Source organism: Candidatus Xiphinematobacter sp. Idaho Grape (assembly GCF_001318295.1).
Classification (GTDB): domain Bacteria; phylum Verrucomicrobiota; class Verrucomicrobiia; order Chthoniobacterales; family Xiphinematobacteraceae; genus Xiphinematobacter.
Genome location: NZ_CP012665.1, coordinates 184,318 through 200,191, shown reverse-complemented (window position 1 = coordinate 200,191; position 15,874 = coordinate 184,318). Strand labels below are relative to the sequence as shown.

The 15,874-nt window shown below is 47.5% G+C and carries 12 protein-coding genes; 4 read left to right on the top strand and 8 right to left on the bottom strand.

From position 1 onward, the window contains the following. Positions 1 to 44 precede the first annotated feature (44 nt). The 8 genes from AMD24_RS00905 to coxB form a co-directional block, all read right to left on the bottom strand. Positions 45 to 2,321 carry a cytochrome c oxidase assembly protein gene (locus AMD24_RS00905; RefSeq protein WP_082382987.1) on the bottom strand — a complete coding sequence of 759 codons (2,277 nt, stop codon included), beginning with the start codon at positions 2,319 to 2,321 and terminating at the stop codon, positions 45 to 47. Between the two features lie 150 nt (positions 2,322 to 2,471). Beyond that, complete coding sequence (locus tag AMD24_RS00895; protein ID WP_062100261.1) at positions 2,472 to 3,917, bottom strand: cytochrome b N-terminal domain-containing protein; 1,446 nt, start codon at positions 3,915 to 3,917, stop codon at positions 2,472 to 2,474. A gap of 30 nt (positions 3,918 to 3,947) precedes the next feature. Beyond that, on the bottom strand, positions 3,948 to 4,562 hold the full coding sequence (locus AMD24_RS00890; RefSeq protein ID WP_235503196.1) for a QcrA and Rieske domain-containing protein: 615 nt from the start codon (positions 4,560 to 4,562) through the stop codon (positions 3,948 to 3,950). Beyond that, positions 4,559 to 5,362 carry a c-type cytochrome gene (locus AMD24_RS00885; protein WP_158404313.1) on the bottom strand — a complete coding sequence of 268 codons (804 nt, stop codon included), beginning with the start codon at positions 5,360 to 5,362 and terminating at the stop codon, positions 4,559 to 4,561. The genes AMD24_RS00890 and AMD24_RS00885 overlap by 4 nt, the downstream gene beginning before the upstream one ends. After that, a complete protein-coding gene (locus tag AMD24_RS00880; RefSeq protein WP_062100259.1) occupies positions 5,363 to 6,187 on the bottom strand; it encodes a hypothetical protein in 825 nt (274 codons plus the stop codon). A 14-nt stretch (positions 6,188 to 6,201) separates the two neighbouring features. Beyond that, positions 6,202 to 6,801, bottom strand: coding sequence for a cytochrome c oxidase subunit 3 (locus AMD24_RS00875; RefSeq protein ID WP_062100258.1), 600 nt, complete (start codon positions 6,799 to 6,801; stop codon positions 6,202 to 6,204). Positions 6,802 to 6,835: 34 nt separating this feature from the next. Beyond that, positions 6,836 to 8,479, bottom strand: a complete 1,644-nt coding sequence (ctaD, locus tag AMD24_RS00870) for a cytochrome c oxidase subunit I (protein ID WP_062100835.1) — start codon at positions 8,477 to 8,479, stop codon at positions 6,836 to 6,838. A gap of 54 nt (positions 8,480 to 8,533) precedes the next feature. Continuing rightward, positions 8,534 to 9,622, bottom strand: a complete 1,089-nt coding sequence (coxB, locus tag AMD24_RS00865; RefSeq protein ID WP_148565160.1) for a cytochrome c oxidase subunit II — start codon at positions 9,620 to 9,622, stop codon at positions 8,534 to 8,536. 984 nt (positions 9,623 to 10,606) lie between these two features. Here coxB and AMD24_RS00860 point away from each other — a divergent pair. The 4 genes from AMD24_RS00860 (at position 10,607) to aroC (ending at position 15,683) form a co-directional block, all read left to right on the top strand. Then, on the top strand, positions 10,607 to 10,939 hold the full coding sequence (locus tag AMD24_RS00860; RefSeq protein ID WP_062100257.1) for an HU family DNA-binding protein: 333 nt from the start codon (positions 10,607 to 10,609) through the stop codon (positions 10,937 to 10,939). Positions 10,940 to 12,239: 1,300 nt separating this feature from the next. Continuing rightward, positions 12,240 to 12,698 (top strand): PTS sugar transporter subunit IIA, encoded by a 459-nt coding sequence (locus AMD24_RS00850; protein ID WP_062100255.1) that lies wholly within the window; start codon positions 12,240 to 12,242, stop codon positions 12,696 to 12,698. Positions 12,699 to 12,719: 21 nt separating this feature from the next. Next, on the top strand, positions 12,720 to 14,432 hold the full coding sequence (gene argS / locus AMD24_RS00845) for an arginine--tRNA ligase (RefSeq protein WP_062100254.1): 1,713 nt from the start codon (positions 12,720 to 12,722) through the stop codon (positions 14,430 to 14,432). Positions 14,433 to 14,582: 150 nt separating this feature from the next. Continuing rightward, complete coding sequence (gene aroC, locus AMD24_RS00840) at positions 14,583 to 15,683, top strand: chorismate synthase (protein WP_062100253.1); 1,101 nt, start codon at positions 14,583 to 14,585, stop codon at positions 15,681 to 15,683. The last annotated feature ends 191 nt before the right edge of the window (positions 15,684 to 15,874 follow it).

The following is a 15,874-nucleotide window of genomic DNA, read 5'->3' as shown; positions in this document are numbered from 1 at the left end:
ATAGAGACAGATGCCAGGAGAGCTCTTGCTTGCGTTTCGGTTTGTCAGATAGTGCCGCGCATGTCCATAGGCTGAAGGAGAATCCATGCACCGACTGAGTAAAGCAGTAAGATGAGTGTTCCCCATGGAAGAAATATTCCCAACCGAGAAGTACTTAAACCTAAAAGGCCTGCACGTTCCCATGCCACAAAGAGTCCCATTAAAAGTCCAAGATCAAGTAGAAGCAGTTCCCAGCCTAATAACCCCGGAAAGGCCCAGGAACGTATGGACCAATCCGGTGTTCCCAGCAGAGGAAGTCCTATATCAGAAAAAAATCTCTGAAAGGCCGGGATAAATGTGTGAGAGGCTGTAAAGAAGTGGAAAAGAAAATGGGAGAGCCACATCCCAAACCCCACAGGAACTAAACTCATGGAGAGTTGTGAGAAAATTTGCTTCCAGCCTGCTTGGGGTTTACCTAAGCGTAGACTTAACCAGCCTGCTAGGCTTACTGTGATTGCCGGTAAAACGAGAAGTGCCAAGATATAGAACGCTGTAACTATTGGAAGTGTAGAAGTAATCCCACACAGGGTTTTTATCGTATTTTCCAATTGGAGGACCGGCGTTACCATGCCCATGGCATTCGCAAATGCTCCAAATGTTAAAACCACAACGAGTACTGCTAGGTCAAAGCGATGTGAATATCTGCCTACTCCAGAGCGTTTATGGTCTAGCGCTAATTCTTTCCATGGAGGTGACATAACTAAACCGACGTTGTCCTTGGGACACGCGTACACGCAGTCCAGGCAGAATGTACAATCCATATTCCCATGCTTGTGCGGCTGAAAAAGGTGTAGCTCACAGCCACGATTTTTTCTCTTTTTTTCTATGGTGCTTCCCCGAATGCAATCATAAGTGCGACATGATGCGCACACAGTTGCGTCTCGTGCCTGTACTTGTAGGGGAGAATTAAGGGATTGCACAAAATGGAACTGCCCAATTGGGCAAACGTACTTGCAAAAAGCCGCATTCTTGAAGAGAACATCTATCAGCACCACTAACGAAAAATATCCCGCTATTATCCCTGCCGTTAGCCTGGGGGAGTTCCATAGGCTGAAGGCTTCATAGGCCCAGAAAAAAAGAACCAGGAGTCCTACTGCAATCCACTTGGTGCGCAGCCACTTTGGCCAGCTCCAACGCTGGAATGGCAGAATCCTCCGTGCCAAGTCGCGTGTTAGGGTGAAAGGACAAGCCATGCAAAAAAAATTTCCAGCAATCAATAGTCCCATCACAGTTAATCCCCTCCAGTGTGTCCAAGGCAAAATTCCAGCAAGATTCATTGGACCAAACTGGGGTCCCCACCATCCTTCTATCATGACTAAGATTGCTAGCATTAATAGAGTCACCTGCAGAAATCGGCGAACGGCCTTTCTGCGCAGGAGGCTGCCAACTAGTGGAGCTCTTAGAAGGTCAAAAGGACTATTGGGCAAAGGTTTATGAATAACTATCGCAGGTTGGTAAATCACCGATCTTTGTGGACTTAGAAACTGGAAGACAATCAGACTGACAGGTGCCAGAAAAACAATGGATCCAGGCACCCACATAATGGCTCCAGCGGCTGCTTGGTCCTCCAATGTGCTAATCCCGCCTATGCGTGGAGCTATGGCGTATGTTTGGTAAAGGGCGTGATCACAAAAGGAGAGAAAGGCAGAGAGGATGGTGTTTTGAAGGTCTGCTATGAGTAAATAGGGAACCATCGTCCAGCGAGGCCAACAAGCACGACTGGGCCATGGCTGGATAACTGGCCACCAGAAGAGTAAAGAGGTCCACACAAAACAAGCGTGTTCTGTTTTGTGCCAAACGGGAAACTTAAGTGCCGCTTCGTAGAAGAAAGGTACATGCCAAAGGATATTGGAGAAAAGAAACAAGCCACAGCATATTGCTGGATGGGTCAGAAATTTTCCAAGTATCTTTAATATCTTCCAGGAAAGGAACGGCCCCAGCACATTGGCAACCAACCCACGAGGCAGCCCAAGAAGAATAGGTAGATAGGGAAACCCGAGAAGTAAGAGCGGGGGTACTATCATCGTAAGCAGCAGGTGCTGCACCATGTGCACCTGCAATAGAAGGTTCCCAAAAGTATCTAGTGGCGAACAAATAGCTAAAAACAGGACCACTGAGCCTCCCAGGAAGCAGAGGAAACGCCAGAGTGGGAAGCGAGAGGGAGCCAAGGTACGTAGCTTCTTCCACCCACGTCTGTAAACCCACAGGGAGAAGGAGAGGGGAAGCAGAACCGCTGGCTCCCAATTCCAGGAAAATATTGCGGCTTCTGCTACCTGTTCCATGGAACACACGGCCCTTCGTGTTGAGCAATAGACTCCACACAACTAAAGTCAGCAGATGAAAAAATCATTTCCTCTAAAAAACCAGGCACACTGCTCTGCAACCTCATTTTCTAGTGGAGAACAACTGTAACACAGGCTTTTTGAGAAGCCTTACGGGGATGCAATAGATCCACGTGTAGCTGGAATATGTTTTGGACGCAGGGTAACCATATAGTCCACCAGTGCCTTTATTTCGTAAGGGCTAAGGTTTTTTCCATAGGCGGGCATATTTCCGCCTCCCTGAAGGATTTGGCGGGCTAGCTGTGGTGCTGTCAAGCGAGTTCCCACATCTGATAGATCTGGTCCACGACAACCTCCTACGCTACCAAGAGCGTGACAATTACGACACTGCTTGAACTGTAGAATGGAAGCACCGGCAAGCTCAAGAGGAGTACGGCCCTCCAAAAACTTTTGGGGAATAGGTGCAGCTGTCCAAGCATTCATATCTGGTGACCATGGAGCAGTGTATCCTAAGTAAGTCAATAGTCCAACAGAGAGATAAAGAAGAATTACAGCTAAGATGGCAATAGGACGTCTTCTCCAACTCTTTTCTCCCTCATTCGAAAGGAATGGAAGCGACAGTAACAGGCCTCCAAAAAGCAGGGGCGCACCCAAAATGACTACATCCTCCATATAGTCTGGCAGTAATGCTGCCAAAGCAAAAATCCACATAAAAGGAGCATCTGGACGTGGTACGGAATCAATCTGCGTTGGGACAGGCGGTCCCATTGGACCCTTAGGCCCAAAGATTGCTGCACAGCTGACAATACCAAAAAGGACAATTGCAGCAGCTATTAAGTCCTTACCAATCGCTTTTGGAACAAATGGAATACTCTCCTTTGCCAAAATGGTGCGGTACTCAGCATCATAGGTATCCTTTCTAACTTGTATTCCCGGTTGAGGGTACTCGTTGATCCCCTTCAAAACTACCAGATATAAGTGGAGCCCGACGATAGCCAACGCTAATCCTGGTAGTACAAACACATGCAAAGCAAAGAAGCGTGAAAGAGTGTCCGCTGAAATAATGGCTCCCCCCAACACAAGATGGACAAGCTGGTCCCCCACAAGGGGCACGCGTGCAAGGATGGAAGCACCGATACCTAGCCCCCAATAGGCATCCTCATCAAAACGGAGGATCTGCCCTGTAAATGCCAGTCCAAGAGTGATAACCAGTAGAGCACACCCAGAAATCCATGTCATCTCTCTAGGATATTTATAGGCACCCCAGAGAAACACTTGAGTCATGTGCAATGCCATGATAACAACCATGAAGTTGGATCCCCAACAGTGCATACCTCGCAAGAGCCATCCCAACTCTTGATAGAGGGTTAGATAACGTAGCGTAGAATAAGATTCTGAACCGGAGGGTATGTAAACTAAGGCCAGACAGATGCCGCTCACAATCTGGACACCCAAACATAGGAGCGTTGCGCTGCCAAAAACGTAGAACCAACTTGCAGAAGTTTTAGGGATAGGATGTCCTGCCGTTTCCTTAAAAAGGTGGGTAATATGCAGGCGATCATCAAGCCAAAAAGCTACATTTCGCAGTATTCGCATCAACTAGCCAATGTTTAAAAGTGTTTAATCTTACTTTACACTCGCTGTTTCTTCTCCTTGTTCCTTAGTGAAGTCATTCAAGTAAACCTTCTGAGGAGTATTCGCTAGAGTCGGCAGGATTCCGCCCTTAATCCAAAGCTTCTTTTCCTCAATCTTGGTTTCATACTCAAACAAGCCCCGTGGAGGAGGGCCAGCCGCCCTGGAACCATCTTGGTAGTAAACTCCTCCATGACACGGACAAAAGAAGAGCTTGGATTCGGCAAACCAACGCACGGGGCAGCCTAAGTGGGTGCAGTTAATGGCAAAAACCTGAAAAACATCCCCCTTTAGCCGGCGGACCCAGCAAGGAATGTCCGTAATTGCCCCATCCCAGGGGCGATGGCTTGGGTTTCTATACTTTGATAAGCGTGTTTCTTCCTCTGGGAAAGAATCGGTCTCTCCAAGTGCGATCCAATGGAGTTTGGGCCTCCTGATAAGGCTAGAAAAAACATATCCTATTACTGGAATACCTACCATAACTCCGGCAGCGATATTTAGTCCAATACCCACCTTTAATAGGAAGTCACGCCGAGATGACTGGTTACCCCCCTTACAGAGCCTAGTATCTCTCTCTATCTCAGTGGTCTTGCTGTTATTCGTTTTCACTTCTCTGTTACATTCTTGTTTCTTAGCCGGGAGGTACGCCCTGACGTGTAATCTATCCCATTTAGGAAAGAACTCTTTTGTCTACCGTTACAACGTTGTGCAGACATCCAGGCTACTACGTCCGATACGTCTTGATCGGACATTGGTGATAATTCTTTCCAATTTGGCTGGCCAATCTCTGGCCGACCAGAAATAATTACTGTCCGTAGATACTGATTAGATACCAACCCAAGATAGGAAGATCCTATAATCGATCCCTCTACTTTGGCTTTTATGTCTTCTGCGTGACAACCAGCACAATATGTAGAGAACACGGCTGCTCCGTGCTTGGCATCTCCTAAAGGAGCGGTGTACGCAGGTAGTGACGAGGGGAACGTTTCTCCAGGAAGCCTCCATGCATAAACCCCCTTTACGAGCACATTGATCTGTGCTTCGGTCAACCGGCCTCCGCTTTTTTCCGAAAAAGCTGGCATAGCTGTCCCAGGGACTCCATCGGAAATAATTTGGCGCATTTTCTCCGGAGTAATCAAAGAGAGGTACACACTATTGTTCAGATTGATGGAAGGGGAAATTATTCCCCGCTGATCTGCATGGCAGGCGATACAGTTAGTTGTGTAGAGGCTATGGAAGTCTAAATTGGATTCTGGTGGTCGCCATAAGTCGGTAACGGCCGGCTTGCCAGGTAACCTACATCCACCTAGGAAGAAAGTCTCACCTATCGTAACACATAGCCACGACGCCATTACTGACAACTTAAGCAACCTACTAGTATCCACAGCTTTCCAGTAGAGGTGTCTCACTTACCTCTTTCGCATCCCTCCTACACCCATCCTATCTACGAGAGACCAGGTCTGCATGATGCTGATTCTGGCAGTTCTATATACTACAATCCCTGCCACCAAACCAAACATTACCTGGCTAAGAATGAACCAGGGCCAAGAGACGTGCGCTGCAAGTGCAGGATTGATAGCACTTAGAAAGGAATAGACTAGAGAGGTCCAAATAAGAGGTGCTGCAATACTCCCCCAAAGCCATCCAAACTTTGCTGGTAAGGTTGGTAGCAAGGCCACATACAAAAGCCCGACTAAGACGGAAAAAGAAACATGGACTATAAAGCCCACCAAAAGCGCCCAGAAGTGGAATTGCTTAAGACCCTCCTTATCCATGGCTCCTAGATTGGGCAAACCGGCCGTAGCGACCAGATTGATTGGATACCAAACACTTCCCTCCAGACACCCGAAGGTCAGAGCTACAATTGCCATGGCAATCCCGCCAGATATTCCGCCGAGAATTCCGGAAGAATAGCTGTGTACATGCACCGGAACATGAACTCGATAACTACCTCCTTGCAGGTAAGAGATAGTGCGTTCTGTCATCAGCACTGGTGCAGCTCGTTCCTCCAGAGGTTTCAATTCTACCGCTCCATGTTGTGGATGTGGAAAAACGTCCAAGAACCAACCAACGAATGCTACTATTGCACAAAGGAGTCCGGTAAAGGAGACTGCTAGGCTGGTTACCAACCCAGCAAAGATAAGGACCATGGCAAATGCAGCTGCCATAGGCCACGGCGTCGGTACAGGCAGCTGAATGCAATCTAGCTCTTGAGAATCACGTAGTTTCGACATAGAAAACCCTAGCTTTAACGGCCAATTACATAGACAACAACAAAGACAACTACCCAGACTATATCTACAAAGTGCCAATACCAAGACACCATTTCCACATGCTCATGATGCTCCGCCCTGACCTTTCCTACAAGGCTCATGGCGAAAACAAGCAAAAGCAGGACCAAACCGGCAATAACATGGCTAACATGAAGCCCTATCAGTGAATAGAAGGTGGAGCCAAAAACGTTCGTAGCAAGCGTAAAGTGGCGATGGTGGATGAACTCATACCACTCACGAGCCGTGTATCCTAGAAAAGTCATTCCAAGGAGGATAGTAACTAGCCACCAGCAATGGAACCTTGCTAATCGACCTCCATAAAGTGCCTTTTCAGCGAAAACGATAGTCCCACTACTTGACAACAAAGCTATAGAAGCGAGGATAGGCCACTCAAGGATTTCTTTTGGAGAAGGTGGGTTCAGGCTTTTGCCAATGTAGAACGCATAGGCAACGAGAAAGATGCAAAATAAAGCACTCTCCGCAGTGATAAGAGAAATCATAGCTACCTTTCTGACAGAGGGTAGCTTCCACTCAGTGGCAGGAGATGATGCTCCACCTGGTCCGTCGTCACTCATGGATATAACACAAAAATGGATAAGCTGCGTTTTTTCAGTTATGTTTCCAATCCGGCTCATCTGGATGCTTTAAATCCCAGAGTGGACGTGCACTATGGACTTCTGGCAGCTTTTCAAAATTATACTCAGCAGGCGGAGAGGTGGTCGCCCACTCTAGTGTCCATGCATCCCAAGGATCGTCTCCAGCCCTTCTTCCCCTGTAGTAGGAATAAAGCAGGTTAATTAAAAAAATCAGGATCCCTGTAGCCTGAAAGATGACACCTATACTGGAAAGTAGGTTCCCGATCTCCCATCCACGATCCGCAGGATAGCTATAAATACGCCGGGGCATCCCTAGAATACCCATGATATGTTGGGGGAAGAAAGTCAGGTGGAAGCCAACGAGGAATAGCCAAAAATGCCAACGCCCCATCGCCCCATCCAACATGCGGCCAATCATTTTCGGATACCAATAATAAAAGGCTGCAAAGATGGAAAAAAGTAGTCCTCCAACAAGAACGTAATGGAAATGGGCAACTACGAAATAAGAATCATTAAGCTGCCAATCGAAGGGTGTGGTAGCAAGCATGACCCCTGTTAAGCCAGCAATGAGAAACTGGAACAGGAATGCAATGGAAAATAGTAACGGAAGCTCCATGCGGAGCTTACCCCCGTACATTGTGCCAATCCAATTAAAAATCTTAATGCCAGTCGGGACAGCTATGACAAAGGTAGAGGCTGAAAAGAAGGTGTTGCTAACGGAGCTCATCCCCACAGTGAACATGTGATGCGCCCAAACCCCAAGGCTGATAAATGCGATCATCACACTTGCCATTACCATAATTGGGTAGCCGAAAATGGGCTTACGCGAAAATACCGGGATGACCTCTGAGATAATAGCAAACGCGGGAAGGATCAGAATATAGACCTCTGGATGCCCAAAGATCCAGAAAAAATGCTGCCAGAGAATGGCAGAGCCTCCTGCTTGAGTGTCGAAAAACTTGGCTCCTAGGTAACGGTCTAGGCATAACATGATCTGGCAGGCGGAAAGCGGAGGCATCGCGAGAATGATGAGAAATGCCACAACCGCATTAAGCCACACAAAAAGGGGCATACGGTTAAGCGTCATTCCCCTACAGCGCAAACAAAAAATGGTGGCTATCAGATTAATAGCTGTAGCTATACTCCCAATACCACCAGCCAATAGGGAAAGAGTCCAATAATCTGTACTGTGTCCTTTAGAGAATGCTTTAGCCGTTAGAGGTGAGTAGGCAAACCAACCAACATCCGGGGCAGATCCTATACCGTAAACTCCAGAACCCCCCAGGTAGCTAAAGTAAAGTAAAAATCCACTGAATAAAAATATCCAAAAACCGAATGCATTCAATCGTGGGAAAGCCATATCTCTTGTGCCTATCATGATGGGGACAAGGTAATTTGCTAGTCCTAGTATTAGTGGCATACCGACCAGGAAGACCATAGTAGTGCCGTGCATAGTAAAGAACTGATTGAACGCACTCGGATTGAGAAAATGGTTATTGGGCACAGCCAACTGAACACGAATGGCGACCGCCATTATCCCTGCTAGCATAAAAAATACTAGGCCTGATCCTAGGTACATCATCCCTAGTTTCTTATGGTCAACTGTATAAACAAGCTCCTGAACTAAACCAGGAAGGGCTTTCCTCCCCGCCCCCATCTTTGTAGGAATAGTATTAGTATGGGTACTCACTCTATTTTCTACGGCTGTTCCCTATTGCAAGGTCTCCAAATAGGTTACAACTTCGTGGATTTGGGATGGAGTTAAGTGCATGTCTGGCATAAAGCAACCTGGCTTTAGGAGCTGTGGGTCACGTACCCAGGTGGCAAGGTTTTGGTGTGTATTTTTAGCCACTCCTGCCCCGATAGTATGTCGACTCATTAAGTGTGTTAAATCCGGTCCAAAGGTACCCTGCGCAGTGGTCCCATCAATTCGATGACAGCTTACGCAAGCAGTTGAAAAGAACGTCTTCCTCCCATTAGCTGCTAGGTCTGTACTATTTTTGCTCGAGACTCTACGCGAAGTAGTTGCGGCTGCCGTAGCCAATGACCCAGCAAAAAGTCCCTTTTGACTGGCGACCCAACGCTGGAATCCCTCTGGGGTATGTACTATCACACGCAGTAGCATGAAAGCGTGCTGGGCTCCACAGTACTGGGCACAGCTGCCCAAGTACACTCCCGTTTGCAGAGGTTCAATCCAGGTCATGTTGATTTTGTTGGGGACCAATTGCATCTTCCCAGCAAGCTGCGGCACCCAAAAGCTATGAAGTACATCTGCAGATTTCAATATGATTCGAGTGGGTGCTGGATGAGCAGAAGAACTGACCGGCACGTGAATTTCATTTGCTGTCCTCACTCCGTACTGGGGATAGCCCACCTCCCACCACCACTGATGTCCTATCACCTCTACCATCAATGCATCTTCTGGAAGATTTTTGTTCTGGATTTCTCCAATAGTGCGGGCCGTCACTAAGATCAGCACGAGTGTAATTATAATAGGAACTACTGTCCAAGCTAATTCAATTTGTGAACTGCCGTAAATTTGAGGAGGCTCCTGCGCACTATCCGTAGGACGTCTACGGTAACGTACCACTACAAATAGAAGCATCGCTGTAACCACCACAAAAATCCCAGAGCAAATTGCTAACACCAGTACGGAGAGCTCGTAAATGGCGCGTGCAGGCACAGAACATGGGTGAAAACTACTCGGAACTGTATTGACCTCGGACATAGCCAGCCTAGGAATCCAAAGTGTCCAGGTAAGTAGGAGAGCAGTGAGTACCACGCGGCATTTGCAAAACATCGCCTGCATCACTGCGTGACCGTACCCTCGATAACCTCCATCCTCAAGTCATTACGCGGGAGCACAAAGGAAAGACAACACTTTTTCCTTTTGCAATAGGGGAAAGAGGGCTCTCTCAGAAAAAAATAGCAGTATGGAGCAAGAAACGCCGTTGGACAACATTGTGCACCACTGGGTGGCCACTTTTTGCTGAGGAATTGCAAACTGGATCCATCAAGCAAGACGAGTGGAAGGCTTCTCCCCTTCTGAAGTTACGGCAGGTTAGGCAGCATCGAGTGCTGTGAAGGGGCAAGCGAGCGCTTCCTCCTTTTCCCCGAAAACTTGTACTCCTAACTTTCTTGCAGAAAGGGGAAGGGGAGAAGCCTCCCATCTAATAGCAAAGATACTGTGGAAAGAGCTGAAACTCAAGGGCTAATTTTCATTGAAAGCGAGACGGCTCTACTCCATTTGAGGTGTTCTCACCTCGGGCGATTTTACTTTCGGCTCTTTCGTCTAAAAAAAGATTGCATATTCAATAAACCAAAGTGCCTGAGGGGAGGCAACAGATAGAATTATTGTGGTAGACTTCTTATGCACTCGGAGTGTCCCTTCCATGTGTGGGCCAATACGGAATAGAAGAGTAACTAGCCTGGTGGTTCCACCAGGGATGGACCTGCTGAACTTCTACGGTATTATGCTTGGCCGAGTTAAGCATGCAGGTCCCTAGAAATTACAGGGCAACGCATTCGTTCTATCTGAAAAGGTCTTTTTGCTACCAATGGTCTAGTTATTCTTTCCCTGTCACCAGTTTTACCGGGTGGCGTATCGACAAGCAGTCTTGACATTTTAGATTCCATCTTTTCTTGTGTCAGAGCGGACCAAGCTCGCTCCCTATACCAGATTGGATGCGGGTATAGTCCCAGTGTTGCAACGTCATATCATGTGACTTATACTCAACGCTCACAGACGACAACAAAGTGAACTATTGAATTAGCAATTGAGGTAATGAAACTAGGTAACCTTACTAAGCGCAGTCTGGTACTGAGCGTCAGTGAAGAACTTAATCTGGTACAGCAGGATGTTTCCCAAGTGATACAAAAGACTCTGGACTACATCGTTGAATCTCTGGCTAAGGGGCAAGACGTAGAACTACGCAACTTTGGCGTATTCGAGGTCAAGCTGACAAAAGCAAGGATCGGTCGCAACCCTAACAAGCCAGAAATAGATGTGGTTATCCCAGCCCGAGCGACGGTAAAATTTAGACCAGGCAGGGTTATGCAACGACGCGTAATGCTAAGGACTGAGAAACTAAAGAAGAATTCCAATGAGAGAGACTAAGAAAGAGGCGGTCCAGTTCCTTGGATAGTTAGGCAAATCCCCTCTCTATAAGGGAGTAAAGTGTGCCGATGTCACACACTACCACAAACAAAGTCACATGGTGTCTCCTTAGGACCAAAAACACTTATATTAGACATGGTGTTTATCAATTGCCCGTCATATGACAGACGGCCGGTGATGTTAGGATAGTAAAACCAAGCTTTCTTCAATCGTTTAGAATTCTATCTAAATGTTAATTTAATAGATAGGCTATTACATACTACCCCCTTGTTGGTGATCCTTTGCGTGTTATGGAGGCATTCCGTTCTCTCTAAGCTTAAGAGCTTGGCTGAAGCATAAGACACCACAACGTAAGGGCAGGAATTCGCCTATTTCGTTAGAGGGAGGCTTCGTTCCATGCGAGTGCGCTACGTAGGGCTCCATAAAAATTTCCTTCCAGAGAGATGACTTTCTACCCTTCTCTCTCCGTGCATCTACCACTGTAGGTGTAAGTCCAGGCGTGCTATCTTTAGCAGACGGATATTCCCTCTTCCTGTCTCCAGAAGTATCCGCTTGGCAAGAGAGAGATGTCCTTCTGCCATAAGGGGCCGTTCCCATGCGCTGTCTTTGCTGGGGCTAGAATCCCTTTTCCTTTTCCGTGCGGGTACGCACAACTACTTTGTTTACTGGTGCACGAATGACTCTTCCTCAGCAGGGGATGCAACAGTTATCGCTTGGATATTCTTTGTTCCTCTTCTACCTGCTGCTTACCGTAGGGGGCCCCGAGGTTGGTTGGGGCGCGTTCCCCTAAGATGCTTTATCCCCCCTACAGTGTCCCTCTCGGTCTGATGGCGTAGCGTGTTATATCTGGTTGTAGGCGCGGGAAGTGCGAGGGTGTTTGCAAGAAGCTCTCATCGGAAAGCCGTAGGAGATGGTTACTATTATGCAATAGCAGTCCCTTATGGGAGGGATTTTTCCTTAATGTTTTACTATCCAGTTAGGAGAGTATCAGTTACTGCCCGGAACTCTTCCGGCTACGATACCTAAACTAAAAGGGAGGAAGCAATTTTTATACCCTTCCTTCAGCAGACGAAGGCGACCAGCCATCATGTCATTCCCAAAAATGTCCGGCGATCCCACACTGGGTTTACTTGGGCCCAGTTTCTCTATTGCCTTCTTCCTATTACGAGAAGATCAATGGATATTTCTTGGAGAGTCCCAATTAACCTGAGTATAGCTTGTTGAGTCTGCACTGACTGTGGAGAGAATCCATGCTTGTAATCAAGGAGGCCACTAGTAACCTGCAGATGTTTTCCGAGCAATGATGTTAGCTAATCTTTTATCTGCCCAGCAGATCATCCTGGAGATGAAATCCACTAAGCGGTGGGACGCCATTACAGAATTAGCGTCCCTTTTAATCCAGCAAGGCAAGATTGAGAAAAAAGACAAGCAAAACGTCTTGGAGGCTTTGCGGCGAAGGGAAGAAACGATGAGCACTGGGATCGGTTATGGTATCGCTATCCCTCATGCTTCGTTGGAGTGTGTCTCTAGTGTAGTCGCTGGTTTCGGAAGATCCTCTAAAGGCATCTCTTTTGATGCTTTGGACAATGCTCCAGTATATTTCGTTGTCCTTTTTATTGTGCCAAGTAGCCAGTTCCAGACTCATCTTCGTACTCTTGCAGCCATTGCTAAGTTTCTGAACGACAAAACCGTGCGGGATGGTCTAGCTAAGGCTAAAGATGTACAACAAGTTTTGGGCGTGTTTACAAACCGTGCATAAGTCCCGTTGACTGCTCTCTCTATGAACCTCTCCTTACGCAAGGAGCTGATAGCTCGGCTTAGTAAAGCTCTTACAAAACTTGGGCTCCCGGAGAATTCTGCTGAAATCTCCCCGACCGCAGCATCTCACTTTGGGGACTATCAGTCAAATACTGCTATGGTGTTAGCCAAGTCCCTCCGGGAAGACCCAAAAACAGTTGCTGCACAAATTCTCTCCCAGATAGACGTTTCTGACCTTAGCCTCCGGCCGAGAATCGCTGGAGCAGGATTTCTGAACTTTCGCATCTTGAATAGTCACCTTGTTCAACATCTGGTACAGCTTTCCTACGATCCCCGCCTTGGTGTTCCTTGTACATCTTCCCCTAGACGTATCGTGATCGATTTTAGTTCCCCTAACGTAGCCAAACCTATGCATGTTGGACACATCCGAACTACGGTCCTAGGTGATGCTCTTGCTCGTATTGCTCAATTTCTCGGACATAAAGTCATTACTGATAACCACGTTGGAGACTGGGGTACTCAGTTTGGCAAGGTGATTTACGGCTGGAAGCACCTCTTGGATTCGGACCGCTTAGCTTGCAAGCCAATAGCTGAGTTAGTACGTCTCTATCGAGAGGTTAGTCGTCTAGAGGAGGAAAACCCAAATGTTTCTGATAAAATACGTGAGGAGCTAGTCCTGTTACAGCAAGGCGACCCTGAAAATCTTTCCATTTGGGGTAAAATTGTAGAGTTTTCATGGAAAGAATTTGAGGATGTCTATAGGGTTCTCGGTATTCGTTTTGACCATCAGTTGGGGGAAAGCTTCTATAACCATGCGCTTTCCCCCCTGGTAGAGCGTCTGCTAGCCGCTGGTATTGCTCGGTTAAGCCAAGGGGCTGTCTGCGTCTTTTTCCCAGAGACTCCTAAGCTGACAGATAAGCCGTGCATGGTTAGAAAAAGCGACGGAGGGTTCTTGTATGCTACGACGGATCTCGCCACGCTGGAGTACCGCATCAAAGCCTGGAATCCGGATGCCATTTGGTATGTAGCAGGTGCTCCACAATCCCTTCATTTCCAACAGGTTTTTGAGATAGCACGCCGGTTAGGTATTCGGGCTGAACTAACTCATGTCGCTTTTGGCAGCATTCTTGGAAAGGATCGCAAGATGATGAAAACTCGAGCTGGTGATAATGTCCCGCTAGCAAATCTCCTACAGGAGGCTATTACTAGAGCTACTCAGGTCATAGGACAAAAAAATCCCTCACTTTCTATTGAAGAGAAGGCAGAAGTAGCCTGTACAATTGGTATCGGCGCAGTAAAGTACGCTGAGCTTTCCCAAAATCGTCTTACCGACTACGTCTTCTCTTGGGAAAAAATGCTTTCTTTCCAGGGCAATACCGCTCCGTATCTCCAGAATGCTTATGTGCGCGTCCGGTCGATTTTTAGAAAATTACAAGGTACCTTACCGGAAACTCCTGCCTTCTGTCTCCATGTTCCTGAAGAGCGCATCCTTGCTCTCAGGCTTCTTCAATTTGGAGAAACAGTCCCGAGAGTACTAGAAGACTTTCGGCCTAATATTTTAGCAAATTATCTCTTTGAGCTTGCAAATGCCTTCCACAGCTTCTACGAAGCGTGTCCCGTGCTAAATGTGGAAGAGAAGCTCCGTCAATCTCGCCTGGTTCTCTGCCGACTTTCCAAGCAGATATTGGGTAAAGGGCTTTCCTTGTTGGGAATCAATTCCCCAAAAAAAATGTGATCGAAATATGAAAAGCGAGTGTAAGTTACCGGAGAGACACAGTTTCCCTTGCTTGGATATGTCGTATTCCTTCATCTAGAAAAACCTTCCCCTAAAAAAGAGAAAATTGTGGACTTTCAATAAAGGAAGTCTCTGTATACACTCCCTAAGATGGGTAGCTGGTTCGGAGAGGCGTTTCGGGTTGGCACTTGGGGCGAATCCCACGGAGGTGGTGTAGGAGTCGTTATTGATGGCTGCCCTCCTCGCCTTCCTCTTGTTGAGGAGGATATCCAGATAGAGTTGGATCGTCGGCGCCCTGGTCAAAGTGACATTGTGACCCCCCGCAAAGAAGAAGACAGATGCTCCATTCTCTCTGGCGTTTTTCGGGGGAAAACGTTGGGTACACCTATTTCCATTTTAGTGCCGAATACAGACGCACGCCCTGAGGCATACTGCGAGATGGAAACTGTTTATCGTCCTTCCCATGCTGACTACACCTACCAAGCGAAATATGGTATCCGCAACTGGCAAGGGGGAGGGCGTGCATCTGCGAGGGAAACTATTGGCCGTGTAGCAGCAGGGGCAGTAGCAAAGAAGGTTCTTCAAACCCTGTATCCCCATTGGGAAGTTTTAGCTTACGTGGCATCCATTCACGACATTCATGCCCAGGTGGATATACACTCTGTTCAGCGAGAATCCATAGAGAAAAGCATGGTTCGATGTCCAGATATGATGATCTCCTCCGCTATGGAGACACGAATCCGTGAAGTTCGTCTGGAAGGGGATTCTGTGGGTGGCATTCTTGAGTGCATTGTACGCGGAACTCCACAGGGGTTAGGAGAACCAGTCTTTGACAAATTGGAAGCTGACCTAGCCAAAGCTATGCTTAGTTTGCCGGCTACTAAGGGGTTTGAAATCGGATCTGGATTTGCTGGAACCCAGCTTAAGGGGTCAAGCCATAACGATCCCTTTCAGATGGAAGGGGCAACGATACGTACCCTTACCAACCGTTCTGGTGGAGTGCAGGGAGGCATCTCTAACGGAGAGCCGATTTTCTTTCGTGTTGCCTTTAAACCTACCGCTACCATTGCACGTGAGCAAAATACCGTGTCTGTCTCTGGAGAAAATACACTCTTAGCTGTGCATGGTCGCCACGATCCGTGTGTTCTCCCACGTGCTGTTCCTCTGGTAGAGGCAATGACAGCATTGGTACTTTGCGATCATCTTATGCGTCAGAAGGCACAAAACATCTTGCACGAATGCAAGGCGTGAGTTGCTTACTGGATTAAATAGTGCGAAACCCCCCTTGCCATAAGGAGATAGTGAGTCTCTAGGCCTTCTTCCTTCTCTATGGAGACCCATATTAGGAGACCTACACCAGCTCCCCACATAGCCAAAGTCCTTTGTTAACTCTCTGGGAAGAGTTGTGTAGGGCCACTGCGCCAAGTTACCTCCCCTTAGGG